Raw genomic sequence first — 21366 nt, 5'->3', positions numbered from 1 at the left:
ACCCGATCACATTACCGTTGTGTGTTTATTGCTGAACCTATTGAACGATTTTGGTAAAAATAGAACATCGGTCTTGGCGCGCGCATTGAAATATGACAATTGAACTCCGTTTTTATTGCGGCGTCAGGTTGCCGCGCCCGATCTCCAGGTCATGCCATGCTGCGCCGTTTCTTTGCCTATTATCGCCCCTATCGCGGTCTGTTCATTCTCGATTTTTCCTGCGCGGTTTTGTCGGGCGTGCTCGAACTCGGTTTTCCGATGGCGGTGAAGGCCTTTGTCGACGTGCTGCTGCCGGGCGGTGAATGGGCCATCATTCTTGCCGCTTCGGTCGGGCTGCTGGTCATCTATGTGCTGAATACCGGGCTGATGGCGACTGTCACCTATTGGGGGCACATGCTCGGCATCAATATCGAGACCGATATGCGCCGGCTCGCTTTCGACCATCTGCAGAAGCTTTCCTTCCGTTATTTCGACAATCAGAAGACCGGCCATCTGGTCGGGCGGCTGACCAAGGATCTGGAAGAGATCGGCGAGGTCGCCCATCACGGCCCCGAAGACCTGTTCATCGCCATCATGACCTTCATCGGCGCTTTCCTTTTGATGCTGTCGGTGAATGTGCCGCTGGCGCTCATCACCGCCGCCGTCGTGCCCGTCACCGCCTGGGTGACCAGCCGTTACGGCGGCCGCATGACGCAGAATTTCCGCGCGCTTTATGGCCGCGTGGGGGATTTCAACGCGCGTATCGAGGAAAATGTCGGCGGCATGCGGGTGGTGCAGGCTTTCGCCAATGAGGATCACGAGCGCGCGCTGTTCGAGAAGGACAACCAGAAATACCGCCGCACGAAGCTCGATGCCTACAAGATCATGGCGGCCAGCACCTCGCTCAGCTACATGAGCATGCGGCTGACGCAGATGATCGTGATGATCTGCGGCGCATGGTTCGTGCTGACGGGCGGTCTCACGGAAGGGGGCTTCGTTGGCTTCCTGCTGCTGGTCGGCGTGTTTTTCCGTCCGGTGGAAAAGATCAATTCGGTCATCGAGACCTATCCGAAGGGCATTGCCGGTTTCCGCCGCTTCACCGAACTTCTCGACACAGCGCCTGACATTGTCGATGCGCCTGATGCGGTGGACGCGCCGCTGCTGCGCGGCGATATTGAATATCGCCATGTCGGTTTCGGTTATGCCGAGGGCAAGCAGGTTCTCACCAATATCGACCTGAAGATCAGCGCCGGCGAGACCGTGGCCTTCGTTGGCCCTTCGGGTGCGGGCAAGACGACGCTCTGCTCGCTGCTGCCGCGATTTTATGACGTGACCAGCGGTGCGATCACCATTGACGGCGTGGATATCCGCAAGATGAAGCTCGCGTCACTGCGCAACCAGATCGGCATCGTGCAGCAGGATGTCTTCCTGTTCGGCGGCACGATCCGCGAGAATATCGAATATGGCCGGCTTGGCGCTTCGGATGCGGACATCATGGAGGCGGCGCGCCGCGCCCGTCTTGATGGTGTCATCGAGGCCATGCCGCTCGGGCTCGACACGGTCATCGGTGAACGTGGCGTCAAGTTGTCCGGCGGCCAGAAACAGCGTCTCGCCATTGCCCGCATGTTCCTCAAGAACCCGCCGATCCTCATTCTGGACGAGGCGACCTCGGCGCTGGACACGGAAACCGAACGCGCCATCCAGCAATCACTCACAGAGCTTGCCAAGGGGCGCACCACGCTCGTCATCGCCCACCGGCTGGCGACGATCCGCGATGCCTCGCGCATCGTGGTGGTGGACCAGACAGGCATTGCCGAAACCGGCGCCCATGCCGAGCTTCTGGCCGCCAAGGGCCATTACAGCCGCCTGCATGAGGCGCAGTTCAGCGGCCATCTTGCCGGCCTGAGCTGAGAGCGGCGCGTTTGCGCCGCAGCTTAACCGCCGTTCTCCGCCGCCTGTTCCTCCACGATGCCGGGGTTTGGCTCCGGCTTGCCGGGATGGCTGGTGACGAGATAACCCATGGCGACCGCGGCGGCGACGACGAACAGCAGCACGATGCCGCTGATCGTCATCAGCCAGTCGCGCGGCCTTCGATACGCCATGATATATTTCGGCCATCGGCTCGGATGGTTCATCAGGCTGAATTTGTGGCCGTGTCGCATGAACTTCCCCGGTATCAGAGTGTTTCCTGAAATATAAACGCAGGCGGATGCGCCGCTGTTCCGCAAGGGCGGTGCCGGGGCGATGACAAGGCTGTGAGCCCGGCTGGCTGTAGCTCCGTCTTCTATAGCCGTCGGCACGGCGGTCTTCGCATTTGCTGCGGCCCTTTTTCCTCAAACCTGCGTCATTCCGGCCCTGAACCGGAATTCAGCGGAGGTGCGTCTGCGCGGCGAGACGAATCTTTTCATCAGCAGGGCCTGGGTTGGGCACTGGCAAGGTGGAAAGGACGGTAAGGAAGGGGGTGTCAGCCGCCCGGGGAACGTGAAGGTGCGCCGGATCGCGTTCAAACCGGATAGGTTCACCCGGCGTCGTCTGCATGGCTGCAAAACTCCCCTTGCCAGCCACTGTTGCTTATGCGAATGATTTGCAATTGCATCACTTCAACCTTTCCTTTGAAAGCGCATAAAATGGACAAGCCAGTCTTTGGATGGCGGCGAAACGGCGACGACCTCTCGTTATCAGACGTTCACAGTTCGATCAGGATCAAGCCGAATGCCGGCACGTTTCGCCGGGCGATGGCTTTTTTCGGCCCCGGATATCTCGTTGCGGTCGGTTATATGGATCCCGGAAACTGGGCGACGTCGCTCGCCGGCGGCTCCAAATTCGGCTACACGCTGCTGACTGTTGCGCTGGTCTCGAACATCATGGCGATTGTGCTGCAATCGCTCTGCGCGCGCCTTGCTATCGCCTCCGGCCGCGATCTCGCCCAGGCCTGCCGCGACGCCTATCCAAAGCCAGTGGCCATGGTGCTGTGGCTGCTGGCGGAAATCGCCATCATCGCCACCGATATTGCCGAGGTGATCGGCACGGCGATCGGCCTCAACCTTATCTTCGGCATTCCGCTCGAACTCGGCGTCCTCATCACCGCGCTCGATGTATTCCTCATCCTCTATCTGCAGAAGCTCGGTTTCCGCTGGGTGGAGGCGCTGGTCATCACGCTGCTTGGCGTCATCGCCGTGTGTTTCGCCATTCAGGTGGCGCTCGCCGATCCTGACTGGGGGCAGGTGATCCTTGGGTTCGCCCCGACGACTGATATCGTCACCAATCCTGATATGCTTTATCTGGCGCTCGGTATTCTGGGTGCGACGGTGATGCCGCATAATCTCTACCTGCATTCGGGTATCGTGCAGACCCGCGAAATCGGCGAGACGGTTGCCGAAAAACGCGAGGCGCTGAAATTCGCCACCCTCGATTCGACCATCGCCTTGATGTTCGCCCTGCTCATCAACGCCTCGATCCTCATCCTCGCAGCGGCGACCTTCAACAAGACCGGGCAGACCAATGTCGCCGAACTCGGCGAAGCCCATAATCTGCTGGCACCATTGCTCGGCCTTGCGATTGCGCCGACGCTGTTCGGCGTGGCGCTCTTATGCTGCGGCATCAATTCCACCGTCACGGCAACGCTCGCCGGCCAGATCGTGATGGAGGGTTTCCTCAAGATGCAGCTCGCCCCCTGGCTGCGCCGCCTCATCACCCGCGGTATCGCCATCATCCCCGCCGCCGGCGTGACCATCTTCTATGGCGACAGCGGCACGGCCGAACTCTTGATCCTGACGCAGGTGGTGCTCAGCCTGCAACTCTCCTTCGCGGTCTTCCCGCTCGTCATGTTTACCTCCGACCGCGCCAAGATGGGCGCACTGAAAGCGCCGCTATGGCTCTCGGCCTTTGCGTGGCTGATCGCGGTGGTGATTGCGGGGCTGAATGTGAAGCTGCTTTTGGATTTTATGGGGTGAGGCGGGGTCAGGCCGCGCCTTTACGGAGTTCGGCCGCCGTTCCCTCGGGATCGACGGCGATGACTTTCAGATAGCTGCGGGCCGACTGGTCTGGCTCCGCATAGCGCACTGTGTCGAGCGAAATATTGTACCGGGGATGGGCAATGCTTGATAGTTAATCACGACCTAGTGCTAGAAACGACCTTGTGATGCATTTGACGAGCTTAAAGCCCCACTACTCGATTCCAGTCATTGACGTACATGTATAGTCTTTGAAACTCGCTCGGAAGCAACATTCTGTTGTGCGCAATGAAATTTCTGACCTTTTCCATCTCATCCATGCGTTGTTTAAGCCAATGTTGGGAAGGTAATATTGGGAAATAATCCCATTTGTTTATAATAATTTGGGCGAGGTGACCGAAGTCCACAAAGCCGAGCAAATCCGTGTTTTCACCTTCAAGCCAAGAGTCTTGGACGGCGGCGTTTCGACGAGATTCGGCCTGCCCTCTAATTTTTGGTGGCAGTTGCTCAATCCACTCTATTCCGTCTTTTTCCAAGAGAGTGTCTCGAATGAAATCGCGAACGGAATTTTCGAAGCAAAATAGGACGGCATAAAGCCTCGCCATTTCAAGCGCTTTATTGCGAAGTGACACACTGAAAGGTGACAGAGCTTCAGCAAGTAGTTTTTCTTCAGCGTCACTTTGGTCTGCGCCAACTTGAATTCCCGCCGATTGGAAATTGGCTGCCTCAGCTTCGAACATCAGACCACGAAAGAGGAAGTCTCTAAGTTCCTTAGTGGTCATATAGATGCTCTCTCAATGACTTGAAAATCGCGTTATATACCTCCACGTCTTTTGTCGCCGGTAGGTGAATTTGAATGTTGTAGTGAAGGCCGGGTGGAGGTCTGTGGGTGGCGTGCCCTGTTGGAGCTACCATTCGGTCCACAATGTTTGTCGAAGGTTCCGGTGAAGCTTCGCTTTTGATAATATTTCCACCCTTGAAGTCTGCTAATTCGCATAGAGCCAAGAATGTTTTTGTCATCAGTCCAGCAACATTATCATTTGTATTATGGTAACTCTTAAATTTTCCAAGTATAGATGATTTATCGGAGTTTGTTGGGATTTCTTTTATAAGGAAAATGTCGGAGTATGCCTCTCGAAGAGCTTCTGCCATCACTTTTTCGGATCGAGAATGATCGCGATATGTGTGGTATCTTGAGGTGGGTTTTCCATCTGGTGAAAGAAACCCGAGTGCTTTCAATAAAGGAATAAACGCCCTGTCATTTGATGAGCCAAAGCCCCAATCTTTGAGAAGCTGCGTCGTAAATTGCTCCGGAGCCTGGCCACTTTTAATCTTCTCAAAAAACTCTTTCACTCGACCTGAGGCAACTAGGTATGTATTTGTAAGCGTCAAAGTCCAAACCTCCTCAATAAAAATCCCCGCAATGAACTAAGTCATCGCGGGGATATATTCTGCTCAACTTAAGCTACTGGAAAGTGGCTACGCCACTTATCCCTGTATTTCTCAGCTGCAACCACTCGTCGCACCGCAAGTATCGCACTTCTCGCAAGTGCCATTCCGCACCATCGTGAAGTTCTGGCATTCCGAGCACATGTTGCCCGTATAGCCCTGTGCAATCGAGCGCATGCGGCGTTCGTTTTCCTTCTTCTTGGCTTCCGCCTTGGCCGATGCAGCGTCTGCGGCGGCCTTGTCGGAGAAGAGGGCGGTTGCGGTCTGTTTGGCTTCCTGGACCACGTCGTCGATCACCTCTTCGGCAATCTCTTCCGCCAGTTCCTTGGCGCGTTCTTCATAATCGCGCTTGAAGGAGACGATTTCCGAGGTGGAGATGGCGACCGTTGGTTCCAGCTTGCGGGCGGCGGAGCCTGCAAACGAGGTGACGTTGGCCGAGGCGCGGGCGGGGGCTGCCGTTGCCGAGCCCTTGGGTTCGGAAGCGGCGCGTTCGCCTTCGTTGCTGGAAACCAGCGTCGGCTTGTAACCGCGTGTCCAGCCGGTGGAAAGCAGGTTGGTCTTGCCTTCCTGGATGCCCTTGCCGAGTGCGGTATTGGAGAAGTCAGACGTATCGACATGGGCCAGATCGTGGCGGCCGAGATAGGACACGGCGAGTTCGCGGAACACGTAGTCGAGGATCGACGTGGCGTTCTTGATTGCGTCGTTGCCCTGCACCATGCCTGCCGGTTCGAACTTGGTGAAGGTGAAGGCCTCCACATATTCTTCCAGCGGCACGCCATATTGCAGGCCGAGCGAAATGGCGATGGCGAAGTTGTTCATCATTGCACGGAAGGCCGCACCTTCCTTGTGCATGTCGATGAAGATTTCGCCGATGCGGCCATCGCCGAATTCGCCGGTGCGCAGATAGACCTTGTGACCGCCGACCGTTGCCTTCTGGGTGTAACCCTGACGGCGGTTCGGCAGCTTTTCACGCTCGCGCGACACGCGCTCGATGACGCGCTCTACGATCTTTTCGGTGATCGTCACGGCCTGCTGGGCAAGCGGCTGCTGGATCAGTTCTTCGACGAAATCTTCTTCGTCCTCATCTTCCACCAGCGAGGCGTTGAGCGGCTGGGAAAGCTTGGAACCATCGCGGTAAAGGGCGTTTGCCTTCAGCGCCAGTTTCCAGGACAGCATGTAGGCTGCGCCGCAATCTTCCACCGTCGCATCGTTCGGCATGTTGATCGTCTTGGAGATCGCACCCGAGATGAAAGGCTGTGCCGCCGCCATCATGCGGATGTGCGATTCGACCGAGAGGTAACGCTTGCCGATCTTGCCGCAGGGGTTGGCGCAATCGAAGACGGCTAGGTGTTCGTTCTTGAGGAACGGTGCGCCTTCCAGCGTCATCGCGCCGCAGACGTGAACATTGGCCGCTTCGATGTCCTTCTTGGCAAAGCCGAGGTGCTCAAGCAGGTTGAAGCTCATGTCGGAGAGCTGCTCGTCGGAGACCTTCAGCGTGTCCTTGAGGAAGTCGGCGCCGAGCGTCCACTGGTTGAAGACGAACTTGATGTCGAAGGCGCTTTTCAGCGCGCCATTGACGGCTTCGATCTTCTCATCGGTGAAGCCCTTGGCCTTCAGCGTGGAAGGGTTGATGGCCGGCGCCTGGTTGAGATTGCCATGGCCGACGGCATAGGCCTCGATCTCGGCGATCTGGCTTTCGGAATAACCGAGCGAACGCAGCGCATCGGGAACCGCGCGGTTGATGATCTTGAAGTAGCCGCCGCCGGCGAGCTTCTTGAACTTCACCAGCGCGAAGTCGGGCTCGATGCCGGTGGTGTCGCAATCCATCACGAGGCCGATCGTGCCGGTCGGCGCGATAACCGTCGTCTGGGCGTTGCGGTAGCCATGCTGTTCGCCGAGTTCCAATGCCTTGTCCCAGGCGGCAGTGGCGTGGGTGATAAGGTCCTGATCCGTGCAATCGGCGTGGATGAGCGCAACCGGGTTCACCGACAGGCCTTCATAACCATCCGAAAGGCCATGGGCGGCGCGGCGGTGGTTGCGGATGACGCGCAGCATGTTGTCGCGGTTCGGCGCAAAGCTCGGGAAGGGGCCAAGCTCGCCGGCCATTTCCGCCGAGGTGGCGTAAGAAACGCCGGTCATGATCGCGGTCAGCGCACCGGCAATGGCGCGGCCTTCATCGCTGTCATAGGGAATGCCCGAGGACATCAGGAGGCCGCCGATATTGGCGTAACCGAGGCCGAGCGTGCGGTATTCATAGGAGCGTTCGGCAATCTGGCGTGACGGAAACTGCGCCATCATGACGGACACTTCGAGCACGACGGTCCACAGGCGAACGGCATGTTCGTAATCGGCGATGTCGATGCGCTTCGTCGCCTGATCCTTGAACTGCAAGAGGTTCAGCGAGGCGAGGTTGCAGGCCGTGTCGTCGAGGAACATATATTCCGAGCACGGGTTCGAAGCGCGGATCGGGCCTTCGGCCGGCGAGGTGTGCCAGTCGTTCATGGTGGTGTTGAAGTGCAGGCCGGGGTCAGCCGATGCCCAGGCGGCGTGGGAAATCTTTTCCCAGAGATCGCGGGCCTTCAGCGTCTTCATGACCTTGCCGTCCTTGCGGGCGGTGAGGTTCCAGTCGCCATCGTTTTCGACAGCGCGCAGGAAATCATCCTTCAGCGAGACGGAGTTGTTGGAGTTCTGGCCGGATACCGTCAGATAGGCTTCCGAATCCCAGTCCGTGTCATAGGTCTTGAACTGGATGTCCTTGTAACCCTGTTCGGCGAACTGGATGACGCGCTTGACGTAGTTTTCCGGCACCATGTCCTTCTTGGCAGCGCGGATTTCGCGCTTCAGGGCAGGGTTCTTGGCCGGGTCGAAGCAATCACCATTGTCAGCCTCGCAATTGACGCAGGCCTTCATGATCGCTTTCAGGTGCTTGGCGACGATCTTCGAGCCGGTGACGAGCGCGGCAACCTTCTGCTCCTCGTTCACCTTCCAGTCGATATAGGCTTCGATGTCAGGGTGATCGGCATCGACAACCACCATCTTTGCTGCACGACGGGTCGTGCCGCCGGACTTGATGGCGCCGGCTGCGCGGTCGCCGATTTTGAGGAAGCTCATCAGGCCGGAGGAGCGGCCGCCGCCGGAGAGCTTTTCGCCTTCGCCGCGCAGATAGGAGAAGTTGGAGCCGGTGCCGGAACCATATTTGAACAGGCGCGCTTCACGCACCCACAGGTCCATGATGCCGCCTTCATTGACGAGGTCGTCTTCAACGGACTGGATGAAGCAGGCATGCGGCTGCGGATGTTCGTAAGCGGATTTGGACTTGGTCAGCTTGCCCGTGAAGGGGTCGACATAGAAGTGACCCTGGCCGGGACCATCAATGCCATACGCCCAGTGGAGGCCGGTGTTGAACCATTGCGGGGAATTCGGAGCAACGCGCTGGGTGGCGAGCATATAGGCAAGCTCGTCGCGGAAGGCCAGCGCATCTTCTTCGGACGAGAAATATTTGCCCTTCCAGCCCCAATAAGCCCAGGTGCCGGCCAGACGGTCGAAAACCTGGCGCGCATCGGTCTCGGAACCGAAACGTTCGGCTTCTGGAACGTCCTTTAACGCCTTTTCATCGGGAACGGAGCGCCACAGGAAGGAAGGAACGTCGTTTTCCTCAACCTTCTTCAGGAACTTCGGCACACCGGCCTTGCGGAAATATTTCTGCGCCAGAACGTCTGTGGCAACCTGGGAAAACTGCGCGGGAACGTCGATGTCAGCCAGACGGAACACGATCGATCCATCCGGGTTCTTGATTTCACTGACGGCCTTGCGGAAGTCGATTTCCGCGTAAGGCGATTGGCCGGGCTTCGTGAAGCGGCGTTCAATGCGCATGGTTTCTGTCCTCGTCCATTGGGCGCCCGGTGAAGGGCGCAAAAATCCGGTCCAGCCGTGCGATGCCTTCGCGCAGCCGGTTGTTGCCGATCTGTAAGGGATGTTCATCCTTGGATGTCGTCCCTGTATCTCGTGGCTTATTCGGCTGCAAGCATGTCATGGAATACTAAATATAGTATCAACAGCTTCCTGCCGCCAGTCCCCGCGTCATGTTTTTGGCGGTTTCCGAAAGGCGCGCAAAAGCCTGCGGCGAACCGCCCCCTCATGGTCGGGACCGCCGTTTGGACATGCGCGCTGAAGATGGAGAGGAACCGGCCTCGTTACTTTCCGGTCCGTTGCCGCCGCAACATAAGTGTCACTTTCCTCTCGCGGCACAGATTCGTCAAGCCATAGATTGAAACCCATTTTTAACCACAAGATATTGTGTGAAGTGCCTGTGGAAAACGGGGATAGGAAAAGCGATTAGAAAAATCAGTGACTTGGCGGGAAAATTTGAAGCTTGCGCGAGGCTGGTTTCCGCAACGGAAAGACAAAACCCTGCATTTCCGGGGTGAGGCATAATGGCGACACTGCGGTTTTTCCGTGTTTTTCCGCCGTCATCAAAGAAGGATTTTCTCCCAAAAAAACCGCCCTCGGCGGGGCGGTTTTTCATGTCCGATTTTTTAATGACGGCCGGTAATCAGCCGCGCGATCCCTTGGCGATCGGCTCCTGATAGGTGAAGCCCATGTCCCAGGGAAAATAGATCCAGGTATCCTGGCTGACTTCGGTGACGAAGGTGTCAATGGTCGGCACGCCCTTCGGCTTGGCGTAAACACAGGCGAAATGCGCCTTCGGCAGCATTTCACGCACTTCCAGCGCCGTCTTGCCGGTGTCGGTCAGATCGTCGACGACGAGCACGCCTTCGCCGCTGTCGGACATCAGCTCCGGCGCTACGCCCTTCAGCAGAACCGTGTCGCCCTGGTTGACGTAATCGTGGCGGGTGGCGATGCACACCGTGTCGATCATGCGGATGTTGAGTTCGCGCGAGATGATCGCCGCCGGAACGAGGCCGCCGCGGGTGATGCAGACGATTGCCCGGAACTCTTTGTCGAGACCGGCAAGACGCCAGGCAAGCGCACGGGCGTCGCGGTGGAACTGGTCCCAGGAAACGGGAAAGGCTTTATCGGGAAGGGACATGTCGTCTACCATCTGGTCAAAATTGTCGATGGCTTTGGCTAATAGCCGCAAGACCGGCAAAAAGGCAAGCTTTCCGCTAAAAGGACAGGGCGGGAGATTGCCGCCTGTTTTTTCTCCCCGCCGGGGAGAAGGTGGCCCGAAGGGTCGGATGAGGGGGAAGCCTCACCGCATATCTCGACTGTCGCCCCCTCATCCCGCTGCCGCGGACTTCTCCCCGGCGGGGAGAAGAAACAAGCGGTGATCGCTCGTATAAGGCGGGATACGGAGGGTATGCGGCACTGTTTGCGCCGCATCCTTATTCAACGCGACAGCAGCGTCATCGCCGTCATGGAATCGAGCAGGGTGCGCGTCACGCCGCCGAACAGCAGCTCCCACCAGCGGGAATGGCCATAAGCGCCCATGACCAGCAGATCGATGCTGTTGTCGGACAGGCGGTTTTCGATCGCGGCCTGCGGCGAGATCCCGGCGATCTTTTCCTGCGAGGTGACCGTAACGTTCACGCCGTGGCGGGCGAGGGTGGCGGCCAGTTCCGCACCGGCAAGGCCGGAAGACTGCGTTTCGCTTTCGGCCTGATCGACGGAGAAAATCTCGACACTGTCTGCGGCCTTCAGGAAGGGCAGGGCGTCGAAGGTCGCGCGGGTCGCCTCGCGCGAGCCGTTCCATGCGATCAGGACGCGCTTGATCGGTTTCGCAAGGGTCAGCACATGCGGCACGAGAAGAACGGGGCGGCCGCTTTCATAAAGGAAGCCGTCAATGTCCGAGCGGCTGTCTGACAGTGCCGAGGAGCTGCTCTGGCGGGCGACGATGAGATCGGCGCAACGCGCGCTGTCGATCGCCGATGCGGAGGCGTAACCCACCGAGGTGACGAAGCTGCGCCATTCATGCGAGATGCCATTGGCGGACAGGGTGTGCTCGAAGATAGTCCCGACGTCGGTGGTTTCCTTGTGCGCCACATCCTGCAGCGCCTGCACGGTGGCGGGATCGGGAATTTCCATCGGCGCGACGAGCGGAACGGCGGCCAGCGTTTCCATGTGCAGGCCAATCACATGCGAGGAAAACTGGTCGGCAAGGCTCACCACGAATTCGCCGAGCTTCTGCGTGTTCGAAACATTGTCGACCACTGCCAGTATCGTTTTGTAACCCATTTCTCTCTCCTCGGTGACATGTCTTTTCTAGGGGGAGAGTGGCCGTCTTTGCCGATGGCCACCTTGATTTTGGTCAAACCTTTTTGTTTCAGGCCTTTTCGTTTCAGGCGGTTGCATCGCCCTTGCTGGCGGCCAATTGTTTCTCCTGGCCGATGGTTTCGATCATGGCCGCAACCGCGTCGGTCGCCGCCTTCAGCACGCCGGCGTCTCTGGCGCGCACGACGATCTCCGTCGAAAAACGCTGCCCGTCATATTTCGGATAGGAGCCGATGCTGGTTTCGGGGTGCGCCTTCTGGATGGCCGTCAGCGGCGTGCCGATATCACCTTCGCCATAGGGCGAACGCACCGCCTGCGACATGACTTTCGCACCGGTGCGCAGCGTCGGCATGACATTGTCGAGCATGGCCTGGAACACCTGCGGCACGCCGGCCATGACGTGGACATTGCCGATGACGAAGCCGGGGGCGACGGAAACGGGGTTGGCGATATGGGCGGCGCCTCTCGGCATGCGCGCCATGCGCTTGCGCGCCTCGGTGAATTCCATGTCGCGGACGCGATACATGTCACCGAGCAGGCGCAGCGCCTCGGCGTCGTGTTCGCAGGGCAGGCCGAATGCCACTGATACCGCATCCGCAGTGATGTCGTCATGGGTCGGGCCGATGCCGCCCGAGGTGAAGACATAATCGTAACGGCTGCGCAGCGCGTTCAGCGCTTCCACGATCGCTTCCTCCTCGTCGGCGACGATGCGCACTTCCTTCAGGTCAATTCCGGACATGGTGAGCACATCCGCGAGGTGCCCGATATTCTTGTCCTTGGTGCGGCCCGAAAGCAGTTCGTCGCCGATGGCAAGCATGGCGGCGGTAACAACGGAGGAGGTGGAGGAGGGGTTGGACATGGGTGCACTCGTCATCTGTTTTGTCAGACGTTAACGCCGCGCCAGTGCGAATGCAAAGCGGTTTTAAAGAAACGCAAAACGGGGATTGGTTGACGATGGCATCGAGTGTTCACTCATCGTGAACAGTGCGTATGCCAATCCCCGGCTGGCGAGAGACCGATCCGTCCGCTACGTTTTTGTCACACGGTTTTTACAGGTCAACGCCGATGATCATCGAGTTTTTAAAGAAGCTTGTCGCCGGTACGCCGGAAACAGTTCCAGCAAAGGAAACGAAGAGAATGACAAAGGTTCTGGTACTTTATTACTCCTCTTACGGCCATATCGAGAAAATGGCCTATGCGGTTGCCGAGGGCGTGAAGTCCACCGGCGCGGAAGCCGTGGTCAAGCGCGTTCCCGAACTCGTTCCGGAAGAGGTTGCCAAGTCCTCCCACTTCAAGCTGGACCAGCCGGCTCCGGTGGCGACGGTGGACGAACTGGCGGATTACGATGCGATCATCGTCGGCGCCGGCACGCGTTTCGGTACGGTTGCGTCGCAGATGCGCAATTTCTGGGACCAGACCGGTGGCCTGTGGTTCAGTGGCAAGCTGGTCGGCAAGGTCGGCTCGGCCTTCACGTCGTCCGCCACCCAGCATGGCGGCCAGGAATCCACCATTCTCGGCTTCATCCCCACCTTCCTGCACCACGGCATGGCCGTTGTCGGCCTGCCCTATGCTTTCCAGGGCCAGATGGGCGTTGATGAGATCAAGGGCGGTTCGCCCTATGGCGCCTCCACCATCACCGATGGCGATGGTTCGCGTCAGCCTTCCGAAATCGAGCTGGACGCCGCTCGTTATCAGGGCGCCCATGTCGCCAAGCTGGCCGCCAAGCTTTCTGCCTGACGTGATGATTTGTTGAAACAGAAATGCGGCCCAAAAGGCCGCATTTTTTATGCCGGAACGTCAAGTCGCCGGTTCTGTCGGAGATAGATTTTTGAGGTGGGTCAAATCGGCAGGTTGACCATGAAAAGGCAGCTTGCGACCACGAAGCCGATCATCGAGATTTCGAGAAAACCGTTCAATCCGTCACGCATTCCAACCCTCCTCCTGTTGAGTGAAAAGAGAACGGTCAAAGTTTATCGCGGTTCCATAACGAAAGAATGAAATTCAGGAAATTCTAAAATCCAGCCTCTCCGCCTTTCGACGGAGGGCGTTTTCACGCTTCAGCCTGTGACGACGAAGGCGACCACGAGGTGGCCGAGAAGGCCGATCGCCAGGCAGGAGAGGAGAAAAATGAACAGGGCTTTTTTCATGTTTCCGGAAGCTTCCATCTGTTGCGATCCATCGAACCTGTCTTGTTGAAACCGTAGCGCTGCAGGCGGCATTTATAGTCTGCGGCCCCAGTTATTGCGCCGTCAGGCCTTGATATCGAGGCCCGCTTCGATTGCGGCTGCGATGAAGGCCTTGCGCGCGTCCTCGGGCTTTTTCCGGCCTGCATCGACGGCGGCGCAGATCAGCAGCGCCTTGTCCAGCGCATCGCCGTCTTCTATAGGCCAGTCCTCGATCAGCGCCCAGGAGGCGGCCTGAGTGGTTTCGATGCTCGTGTAATCGCCCGGCGTTTCGAACGCGATCAGGACGGGTTTTTGCCAGCGCGTATTCATCGCCTATCCATCGTGGTTGTTGCGCCCGGCTCTAAACGAACCGGTCAGGATGCGCAATCCCGTTGCGGATGCGTTTCTGCCGGTTGCGGTGCGGTCAGTCGTCGCGCCCGAACAGCCAGTCGCGAATGATGCGCCGGTCGATGAGTTCCAGCGAGCGGTCGGGCGCAATGCGATAGGTTTCCACCGCCCTTGTGCTGCCGTCTATGCGGAATTCATGGCTGAAGGTGCTGCCGATCGGCGATTTCGTCAGCTTTGTGCGCGGCTGGCCCCTGTAGATGATGCTGCCGGGGATGGGTTCGACATAGGGCGCGGGGCCGACATAGGCGGTCGTGCCGGCGGTGCATCCGGCAAGTGCCAGTGCAAGCGCGATAGTGGCCGATGATGCGAGCGTTTTCATCCTGTCCTCCGAAGTGCGTCTGTGAAAACGAGATGGAGGCGCGGCGGTTCCCGGCGGGCAAGGGGCCGGAGGCGATTTTCCCCGACTATTTGCTTTTCGGATTCTGAATGTCGCGCGCGACCCAGCGAAAGAAAAAGTAGACGAGCAGGCCAAAGATGAAAAGCGGGATGAGGTTCGCAAAACCGGACATATGATTCTCGTTTCTCCCTCCCGGCACGGGGTCTAGCCGGACTGAAACCGACAAGGCAAGGCAAAGGCGTGACACGGCCGGTAAAATATCCGTGTGCCTGCAAAGGAGAATTTGAGGGTCTTGGGGAGGGGCGGGAGAGATCTGGCGCACTGCCAGTGATGCCAGATCTCTCCGTCTCCCGCCAGTTTCAGGGTACGGGGGACTGGCGCTTAATATGACGGACAACTGCCGATAGACATAGGCCGAGAAATTACCACGAATAAATCGCTGGTTTGACGGGTCCGCGTGAAGGCTGGCCTGTCATTCGCATCCCGAGCTTATTGCCGCGATATAATTAGCCAGAGAATTACTTCAGGAGAGGGGGCGAATGGGCCGCTTCCGCCGGTGTAACCCGTTGAAACGGAACAGGATGCCCATCTGCAATTATGGTGCCGGACCCGCAGGAAAGGGAACTTTTTGCGCGTTTCATCATTCAATCAGGCAGACACATGCCAACAGCGGAGGGTTAAACATGCTCGGCACCATCCTCGTCATCCTGCTCATTCTTTTCCTGATCGGCGCGCTGCCCAGCTGGGGTTACCATAATTACGGCTACGGTCCGTCGGGTGGCCTCGGACTGGTACTGGTCATCGTTCTGATCCTTGTCCTGCTTGGGCGGATCTGACCGATCGGCATATAAAATGCAGCATTGCCCGCGACGGCGCAAACGCGCCGGATGCGGGCTTTGTTTTCTTCCGAAATATGAAGCAGATACAAAAAGCTTCGGAATCTTAAGCGCTTAGGTGACCCACCTTTGCTGCATGCCGGTCCGATCCGAAAAAACACTACATTCGGAACGAACCCTCTTGCGCCCATAATGGATTCGTTCTAAATGCCCGCCATCGCTTGATTGATGAGCGTGTGAGGCCTCGTGGCGGAGTGGTGACGCAGAGGACTGCAAATCCTTGTACCCCGGTTCAATTCCGGGCGAGGCCTCCAAATTTCTCCACCATCGGCATTACATCAGATCTGCGACCCGTAGATGACGCGTATGCGCGCTGTTTTTTTGGCCAGAATGCAGGAGGAGAGCGTGGATCAGGATCGGCAGGCCAAGGCGGGCAACGGCGGGAAGCGAAGGCTCTGGCCATGGCTGCTCCTCGGTGTTGTGACTGTCTTGGCGATCTATGCCTATGTGACGACGATCCAGATGATCGAGGACCTGACGCAGCTTTGGAGCGATCTCGTTCAGCTTTTCTGGTGGATCATGCCGGATATTCCTGCTTCCTGACGATGCGATTCACGCCAATCGCGGGAAATTTGCATCACCCTCCGGTGCTTTTTAGGACCGCAGCCAATGAGCGCGCTTGAAAGCGCAGCCTCTGGCAATTATGAGATTGTTTTAACGGTCGGCTGCATCTTCCGACTTGGGCTGGTTTTTGGCCCCTATCCGTGAAATTGAGGCGATAAGGACATGATGGATTTCGAAACCGCACGCGCCAATATGGTCGACAGCCAGTTGCGCACGACCGACGTGACGTCGCATTCCGTGCTGAAGGCGTTTTTGAGCGTGCCGCGCGAGGCTTTCGTGCCGGCGGGCGTGCGGCAGATTGCCTATGTGGACGAGGATCTGCAGATCTGTCCCGCCCGCGATGGCCGCCCGGCCCGTTATGTCATGAAGACTTCGCCGCTGGCGAAGCTGCTGCAGCTTTCGGCCGTATCGAAGGAAGACGTCGTCCTGGAAGTCGGCGGTGGTGCAGGTTATGCGGCTGCCATTCTTTCCCAGCTTGCCGGTTCGGTGGTTTCGCTCGAAAGCGATGAGGCCCTGGCCGCGCAGGCGACCGAGACGCTGGCTTCGCTCGGATATGACAATGTCGCCGTCGTGACCGGCGATCTCGAAAAGGGCTATGCGGGCGAAGCGCCCTATGACCTCATTTTCATCAATGGCTCGGTGGAAGAAGTGCCGGCGGCGTTGACCGACCAGCTGCGTGACGGCGGACGTCTGGTTGTCGTTGTCGGATATGGCGGAGCCGCGAAGGCCACCGTCTATCGCCGCGACGGCAACGGCACATCGGCCGCCACCTTCTTCAATGCGTCGGTCAAGCCGCTGCCGGGTTTTGCCAAGGCGGCTGAATTCGTTTTCTGATCGGCAAACGATCATTGTCTTTTTGACGCCGGGGTGGACTTTCCGCCCCGGCGTTTTTGTGTTTGGTTTGCCGGAAGACCGCTTCCTCCCGGCCGCTCTCACAAAGCTGTGCATCATCACGAAACTTGTCGAATCAGTGATTTAGTTCCTCGCTATGCTGACCTAAACTAAGGGTGATTCGGGGTGTGCGTATTTCTGCCCCGCATGACCCTGCGACAGGGACGGCAAAATTGCTCAAGCGCTTTGGCCGGCCGTGTTTCAGAGCATCGGTGTGGTGATCGATTTCGGTTGCCGAAAACGCGATGTGAAAATTGAACAGGTCAAGGAGCGCTTTATCCGGTGTCCGAGAGGGATGCGGCAGGGCGCTCGAAGAGTGGAAACCGGGGATTGATATGGCTCAGCCAAGCGTAGCGCGTGAACCGTCCATGGAAGAGATTCTGGCGTCTATCCGCCGGATCATCGAAAGCAACGAGACCGGACCCACCGGCGCGTTCTCCGGGCAGTTGCCGCCGGTCTATGACGATGAAGACGAGGCTGCAAGCGAAGCGGCTTTCGTGGCGGAGCCCATCAGCCCGCCGGCACGCGTCCCCCCCGCCGCAAACCAGGCTTTTGGCGCACGGCCTGCGCAGGATTTTTCGCCGATTTCTGAAGGGCCCATGGTTGAACGGCAGGAAAGCTCTGCCGAAAAGACCATGTCGCTTGCCGATGTCGCCGCCCGCGTGCGTGCCGCCGCCGACCGTAACGCCGCCATGGGACCGCAGGCTTTCGCCGCGCAGGCGCAGCGTGGCGCGGCCGAGACCGCGTTGCCGGCCGCAGCCGCCCCGAATGTATCACAGCCTTCGTCCGTATCGTCTTCCGACCGCGCCGCGCCGCAGCGCCCGACGGATGTTCGGCCGCTGATGGCAGCCGTGGCGGCCGCAGGTGTGAACGAGCAGCCGGCGTCTTTTGCCGCTGAGGATCGCGCCGCCGCCGCCGCCGTCGAAAGCGCGCCTTCGGCCGAAAGCCGCTTCGATCAGCTTACGCTGCGCGGCGCCATTGAAACGCCGCTGACAGCGGAGCGTTTCGACATCGCGGTGCTGAACCCTGTCGGTGAGAAGCCGACATTCGATCTGGCCGAGGTGCAGGCAAAAGACGAGGCGGATGTTGAGGGCGGCCTGTCGCTCAATCTGCTTTCCGCCGCTGCCGGTGCGCAGATCGCCCGTTCCTTCAGCGAGCTGGCGGAGGTTTTTGACGGTGTCGAGCGGCGCTCGATCGAGGATATGGCCGCCGAGATGCTGCGCCCGATGCTGCAGGACTGGCTGGAAGACAATCTGCCGACGCTGGTGGAGCGTCTCGTGCGCGAGGAAATCGAACGCGTGGCGCGCGGTTCGCGCCGCTAAGTCCCGCTCTTGTCGCATCTGCAATTGCTGATGATGCGATGAAACAGCCGCCGCTCCGGCAACGGGGCGGCTTTTTTGTTGAAGATGAAGGTGTTATGGGGTCATAGTCACCCGTGGGTCCGCTCAATGGTTGGCTCGCGGGCGGGTTTCTGTTGACTCTCTCCCGTCCATCCTTATTTAAAAAAATCCACACAAGAACTCTAAAATTCAGGTCAGGAAATGCTCGAAAAGACCTACGATTCCGCATCCGTCGAACCGAAGATCGCCAAAGCCTGGGACGAGGCTAATGCTTTTCGTGCCGGCGCCAACGCCAAGCCGGGCGCGGAAACCTTCACCATCGTCATCCCGCCGCCGAATGTGACCGGCTCCCTGCATATGGGCCACGCGCTCAACAACACGCTGCAGGATATTCTGGTCCGCTTCGAGCGTATGCGCGGCAAGGACGTGCTGTGGCAACCGGGCATGGACCATGCCGGCATCGCCACGCAGATGGTCGTCGAGCGCAAGCTGATGGAAGGCCAGCTTCCCGGCCGCCGTGAGATGGGCCGCGAGGCTTTCGTGGAGAAGGTCTGGGAATGGAAGGCCGAATCCGGCGGTCTGATTTTTAACCAGCTGAAACGCCTTGGCGCATCCTGCGACTGGTCGCGTGAGCGCTTCACCATGGATGAAGGTCTCTCCGAGGCTGTACTCGAAGTTTTCGTTACGCTCTACAAGCAGGGCCTGATCTATAAGGACAAGCGTCTGGTCAACTGGGACCCGAAGCTGCTGACCGCGATTTCCGACATGGAAGTCGAACAGATCGAGGTCAAGGGCAATCTCTGGCATCTGCGTTACCCGCTCGAAAAGGGCGTTACCTATCAGTATCCGATCGCTTTCGATGAGGAGGGCAAGCCCACCGAGTTCGAGACCCGCGATTATATCGTCGTCGCCACGACGCGCCCGGAAACGATGCTCGGCGATACCGGCATTGCGGTGAACCCTGAGGATGAGCGTTACAAGGGCATTGTCGGCAAGCATGTCATCCTGCCGATCGTCGGCCGCAAGGTCCCGATCGTTGCCGATGACTATGCCGATCCGACCGCCGGCACGGGCGTCGTGAAGATCACGCCCGCGCATGACTTCAACGATTTCGAAGTCGGCAAGCGCTGCGGCCTGCGCGCCATCAATGTCATGAATATCGACGGCACGATCACCATCAAGGAGAACGAGGATTTCCTCGAAGGTCTCAGCCATCCCGCTGCGCTGCACGGCGCATGGGATCGTCTGGAAGGACAGGATCGCTTTACCGCGCGCAAGATCATCGTTGAAATCTTCGAAGAGGCCGGGTTGCTCGACAAGATCGAGCCGCACAAGCATGTGGTGCCGCATGGCGACCGCGGCGGCGTGCCGATCGAGCCGCGCCTGACCGACCAGTGGTGGGTGGACAACAAGACGCTGGCGCAGCCGGCGATTGCCTCGGTTCGCGAAGGCCGCACCAATTTTGTGCCGAAGAACTGGGAAAACACTTACTTCCAGTGGATGGAGAATATCCAGCCGTGGTGCATCTCGCGGCAATTGTGGTGGGGACACCAGATTCCGGCATGGTATGGCCCGGACGGGCAGGTCTTTGTTGAGAAGACCGAAGAAGAGGCGCTGCAGGCCGCCATCCAGCACTATATCGCCCATGAAGGTCCGTGGAAGGCCTGGGTCGAGGAGAAGCTCGAAAACTTCGCGCCGGGCGACATCCTGACGCGCGACGAAGACGTGCTCGACACCTGGTTCTCGTCGGCGCTCTGGCCGTTCTCGACGCTCGGCTGGCCTGAACAGACGCCTGAACTGGCGCGTTATTACCCGACCAACGTGCTGGTTACCGGCTTCGACATCATTCCCTTCTGGGTGGTGCGGATGATGCAGATGGGCCTGCATTTCATGAAGGACGACGCCGGCAATCCGGTCGAGCCCTTCAGCACGGTCTATATCCATGCGCTGGTTCGCGACAAGAACGGCCAGAAGATGTCGAAGTCCAAGGGCAACGTCATCGACCCGCTGGAACTCATCGACGAATACGGCGCGGATGCGCTGCGTTTCACGCTGGCCATCATGGCGGCGCAGGGTCGCGACGTGAAGCTCGATCCGGCTCGTATTGCCGGTTACCGCAACTTCGGCACCAAGCTCTGGAACGCCACGCGCTTTGCCGAGATGAATGGCGTCAAGCGCGATCCGCACTTCCTGGCTGAAACTGCATCGCTGACCATCAACCGCTGGATCCTGACCGAGCTTGCCAATACGGCGCGCGACGTGACGGCGGCGCTTGAGAACTTCCGCTTCAACGATGCGTCAGGCATTCTCTATCGTTTCGTCTGGAACCAGTTCTGCGACTGGTATCTGGAACTGCTGAAGCCCGTCTTCGGCGGCGAGGACGAAAAGGCGAAGCGGGAATCCCAGGCCTGTGCGGCCTATGTTCTGGAAGAGATCTACAAGCTCCTGCATCCCTTCATGCCCTTCATGACCGAAGAGCTTTGGGCGCACACGGCGGGCGAGGGCGAGGAGCGGGATGATCTGCTTTGCCTCACCGACTGGCCGACGCCGGAGTTCCGCGATGATGCCGCAGCTGCGGAAATCAACTGGCTGATCGATCTCGTTTCCGGCATCCGCTCCGCGCGCGCCGAAATGAATGTGCCGCCGGGCGCCACCGCCTCGCTTGTGGTCGTCGGCGCCAATACCTCCACCGAAGCGCGGCTCGACCGCCACGCCGCCGCCATCCGGCGCTTAGCACGGGCGGATGAAATCCGTGCCGCCGAGGTTGCGCCGAAGGGTTCCGCGCAGATCATCGTTGGCGAGGCGACGGTCTGCCTGCCGCTCGGCAACCTCGTTGATCTCGCGGCTGAGCAGACCCGTCTCGAAAAGGCGATCGGCAAGGTGGATGCGGAAATGGAACGCATCGACAAAAAGCTGTCGAACGAAAAATTCGTGGCCAATGCCGATCCGGAAGTGGTTGCTGCCGAGCGCGAGCGCAAGGCCGAGCTGGAAGTGCAGCTTGCAAGCCTGAGAACGGCGCTCACACGGGTCAGCGAAGCGGGGTAATACCGCTTACGGCTTTGGAGAAACAAAAACGCCCCGTTTGAAACGGGGCGTTTTTTTGCTTTGGCGTAACAAGTCGTCTCGATTGATTGCTGCACTGCAATGGCGAAT

At 58.8% G+C, this 21366-nt stretch carries 18 protein-coding genes and 1 tRNA gene; 9 read left to right on the top strand and 10 right to left on the bottom strand.

The window, feature by feature from the left end; translation table 11 throughout:
- The first annotated feature begins 156 nt into the window (after positions 1-156).
- Positions 157-1890, top strand: a complete 1734-nt coding sequence (locus CFB10_RS02725; protein ID WP_020012766.1) for an ABC transporter ATP-binding protein — start codon at positions 157-159, stop codon at positions 1888-1890.
- A gap of 23 nt (positions 1891-1913) precedes the next feature.
- Here CFB10_RS02725 and CFB10_RS02720 read toward each other — a convergent pair whose 3' ends face one another.
- Positions 1914-2141, bottom strand: a complete 228-nt coding sequence (locus CFB10_RS02720) for a hypothetical protein (RefSeq protein WP_020012765.1) — start codon at positions 2139-2141, stop codon at positions 1914-1916.
- A gap of 465 nt (positions 2142-2606) precedes the next feature.
- On the opposite strand from CFB10_RS02720, the gene CFB10_RS02715 reads away from it, so the two are divergent.
- Entirely contained in the window at positions 2607-3932 is a 1326-nt protein-coding gene (locus CFB10_RS02715; RefSeq protein WP_026364142.1) for an Nramp family divalent metal transporter, read from the top strand.
- 203 nt (positions 3933-4135) lie between these two features.
- On the opposite strand, the gene CFB10_RS02705 is transcribed toward CFB10_RS02715, so the two are convergent.
- The 7 genes from CFB10_RS02705 to CFB10_RS02680 form a co-directional block, all read right to left on the bottom strand.
- The gene (locus tag CFB10_RS02705; protein ID WP_020012762.1) at positions 4136-4714 is read right to left on the bottom strand and encodes a Swt1 family HEPN domain-containing protein; all 579 of its coding nucleotides are present in this window, start codon (positions 4712-4714) and stop codon (positions 4136-4138) included.
- A complete protein-coding gene (locus tag CFB10_RS23630) occupies positions 4704-5324 on the bottom strand; it encodes a DUF5343 domain-containing protein (protein ID WP_141097696.1) in 621 nt (206 codons plus the stop codon). The genes CFB10_RS02705 and CFB10_RS23630 overlap by 11 nt, the downstream gene beginning before the upstream one ends.
- A 111-nt stretch (positions 5325-5435) precedes the next feature.
- Positions 5436-9254, bottom strand: a complete 3819-nt coding sequence (locus CFB10_RS02700; protein WP_020012761.1) for a vitamin B12-dependent ribonucleotide reductase — start codon at positions 9252-9254, stop codon at positions 5436-5438.
- A 382-nt stretch (positions 9255-9636) separates the two neighbouring features.
- Positions 9637-9906: a hypothetical protein gene (locus CFB10_RS23625; RefSeq protein WP_141097695.1), complete on the bottom strand. Its 270-nt coding sequence runs from the start codon at positions 9904-9906 to the stop codon at positions 9637-9639.
- 27 nt (positions 9907-9933) lie between these two features.
- Positions 9934-10431 (bottom strand): xanthine phosphoribosyltransferase, encoded by a 498-nt coding sequence (gene gpt / locus CFB10_RS02690; protein ID WP_003508098.1) that lies wholly within the window; start codon positions 10429-10431, stop codon positions 9934-9936.
- A gap of 299 nt (positions 10432-10730) precedes the next feature.
- Entirely contained in the window at positions 10731-11576 is an 846-nt protein-coding gene (locus tag CFB10_RS02685) for a universal stress protein (RefSeq protein ID WP_020012759.1), read from the bottom strand.
- A gap of 103 nt (positions 11577-11679) precedes the next feature.
- The gene (locus CFB10_RS02680; protein ID WP_020012758.1) at positions 11680-12471 is read right to left on the bottom strand and encodes a competence/damage-inducible protein A; all 792 of its coding nucleotides are present in this window, start codon (positions 12469-12471) and stop codon (positions 11680-11682) included.
- A gap of 278 nt (positions 12472-12749) precedes the next feature.
- Between CFB10_RS02680 and wrbA the strand changes: the two genes are divergently transcribed.
- On the top strand, positions 12750-13349 hold the full coding sequence (wrbA, locus tag CFB10_RS02675; RefSeq protein ID WP_026364141.1) for an NAD(P)H:quinone oxidoreductase type IV: 600 nt from the start codon (positions 12750-12752) through the stop codon (positions 13347-13349).
- A gap of 512 nt (positions 13350-13861) precedes the next feature.
- Here the strand turns inward: wrbA and CFB10_RS02665 are convergent.
- Together CFB10_RS02665 and CFB10_RS02660 are read right to left on the bottom strand one after the other, a co-directional pair.
- Positions 13862-14107: a DUF982 domain-containing protein gene (locus tag CFB10_RS02665; RefSeq protein WP_003509748.1), complete on the bottom strand. Its 246-nt coding sequence runs from the start codon at positions 14105-14107 to the stop codon at positions 13862-13864.
- Between the two features lie 94 nt (positions 14108-14201).
- Positions 14202-14504 (bottom strand): hypothetical protein, encoded by a 303-nt coding sequence (locus CFB10_RS02660; protein WP_003509745.1) that lies wholly within the window; start codon positions 14502-14504, stop codon positions 14202-14204.
- A gap of 701 nt (positions 14505-15205) precedes the next feature.
- Between CFB10_RS02660 and CFB10_RS02655 the strand changes: the two genes are divergently transcribed.
- The 6 genes from CFB10_RS02655 to CFB10_RS02630 all read left to right on the top strand — a co-directional run bounded on the left by CFB10_RS02655 (position 15206) and on the right by CFB10_RS02630 (position 21258).
- Positions 15206-15358 (top strand): DUF3309 family protein, encoded by a 153-nt coding sequence (locus tag CFB10_RS02655; protein ID WP_003495626.1) that lies wholly within the window; start codon positions 15206-15208, stop codon positions 15356-15358.
- A gap of 240 nt (positions 15359-15598) precedes the next feature.
- Positions 15599-15672: transfer RNA gene (locus CFB10_RS02650), tRNA-Cys, on the top strand.
- A gap of 43 nt (positions 15673-15715) precedes the next feature.
- A complete protein-coding gene (locus tag CFB10_RS02645; protein ID WP_020012755.1) occupies positions 15716-15961 on the top strand; it encodes a hypothetical protein in 246 nt (81 codons plus the stop codon).
- A 183-nt stretch (positions 15962-16144) separates the two neighbouring features.
- Positions 16145-16816 carry a protein-L-isoaspartate O-methyltransferase gene (locus CFB10_RS02640; protein WP_020012753.1) on the top strand — a complete coding sequence of 224 codons (672 nt, stop codon included), beginning with the start codon at positions 16145-16147 and terminating at the stop codon, positions 16814-16816.
- Positions 16817-17208: 392 nt separating this feature from the next.
- Positions 17209-18195 carry a cell division protein PopZ gene (gene popZ, locus CFB10_RS02635; RefSeq protein WP_026364140.1) on the top strand — a complete coding sequence of 329 codons (987 nt, stop codon included), beginning with the start codon at positions 17209-17211 and terminating at the stop codon, positions 18193-18195.
- 219 nt (positions 18196-18414) lie between these two features.
- Positions 18415-21258: a valine--tRNA ligase gene (locus tag CFB10_RS02630; RefSeq protein WP_020012751.1), complete on the top strand. Its 2844-nt coding sequence runs from the start codon at positions 18415-18417 to the stop codon at positions 21256-21258.
- Positions 21259-21366: the final 108 nt, after the last annotated feature.

Origin of the sequence: Agrobacterium sp. 719_389 (genome assembly GCF_900188475.1) — a bacterium.
Lineage (GTDB): Bacteria > Pseudomonadota > Alphaproteobacteria > Rhizobiales > Rhizobiaceae > Agrobacterium > Agrobacterium radiobacter.
This window is presented reverse-complemented; position numbering and strand designations above follow the sequence as displayed.

Bases quoted from the DNA above. Each gene is read 5' to 3' on its own strand.
- CFB10_RS02725 (WP_020012766.1), top strand. From the start codon at position 157: ATGCTGCGCCGTTTCTTTGCCTATTATCGCCCCTATCGCGGTCTGTTC.
- CFB10_RS02720 (WP_020012765.1), bottom strand. From the start codon at position 2,141: ATGCGACACGGCCACAAATTCAGCCTGATGAACCATCCGAGCCGATGG.
- CFB10_RS02715 (WP_026364142.1), top strand. From the start codon at position 2,607: ATGGACAAGCCAGTCTTTGGATGGCGGCGAAACGGCGACGACCTCTCG.
- CFB10_RS02705 (WP_020012762.1), bottom strand. From the start codon at position 4,714: ATGACCACTAAGGAACTTAGAGACTTCCTCTTTCGTGGTCTGATGTTC.
- CFB10_RS02700 (WP_020012761.1), bottom strand. From the start codon at position 9,254: ATGCGCATTGAACGCCGCTTCACGAAGCCCGGCCAATCGCCTTACGCG.
- CFB10_RS23625 (WP_141097695.1), bottom strand. From the start codon at position 9,906: ATGAAAAACCGCCCCGCCGAGGGCGGTTTTTTTGGGAGAAAATCCTTC.
- gpt (WP_003508098.1), bottom strand. From the start codon at position 10,431: ATGTCCCTTCCCGATAAAGCCTTTCCCGTTTCCTGGGACCAGTTCCAC.
- CFB10_RS02685 (WP_020012759.1), bottom strand. From the start codon at position 11,576: ATGGGTTACAAAACGATACTGGCAGTGGTCGACAATGTTTCGAACACG.
- CFB10_RS02680 (WP_020012758.1), bottom strand. From the start codon at position 12,471: ATGTCCAACCCCTCCTCCACCTCCTCCGTTGTTACCGCCGCCATGCTT.
- wrbA (WP_026364141.1), top strand. From the start codon at position 12,750: ATGACAAAGGTTCTGGTACTTTATTACTCCTCTTACGGCCATATCGAG.
- CFB10_RS02665 (WP_003509748.1), bottom strand. From the start codon at position 14,107: ATGAATACGCGCTGGCAAAAACCCGTCCTGATCGCGTTCGAAACGCCG.
- CFB10_RS02660 (WP_003509745.1), bottom strand. From the start codon at position 14,504: ATGAAAACGCTCGCATCATCGGCCACTATCGCGCTTGCACTGGCACTT.
- CFB10_RS02655 (WP_003495626.1), top strand. From the start codon at position 15,206: ATGCTCGGCACCATCCTCGTCATCCTGCTCATTCTTTTCCTGATCGGC.
- CFB10_RS02645 (WP_020012755.1), top strand. From the start codon at position 15,716: ATGACGCGTATGCGCGCTGTTTTTTTGGCCAGAATGCAGGAGGAGAGC.
- CFB10_RS02640 (WP_020012753.1), top strand. From the start codon at position 16,145: ATGATGGATTTCGAAACCGCACGCGCCAATATGGTCGACAGCCAGTTG.
- popZ (WP_026364140.1), top strand. From the start codon at position 17,209: ATGGCTCAGCCAAGCGTAGCGCGTGAACCGTCCATGGAAGAGATTCTG.
- CFB10_RS02630 (WP_020012751.1), top strand. From the start codon at position 18,415: ATGCTCGAAAAGACCTACGATTCCGCATCCGTCGAACCGAAGATCGCC.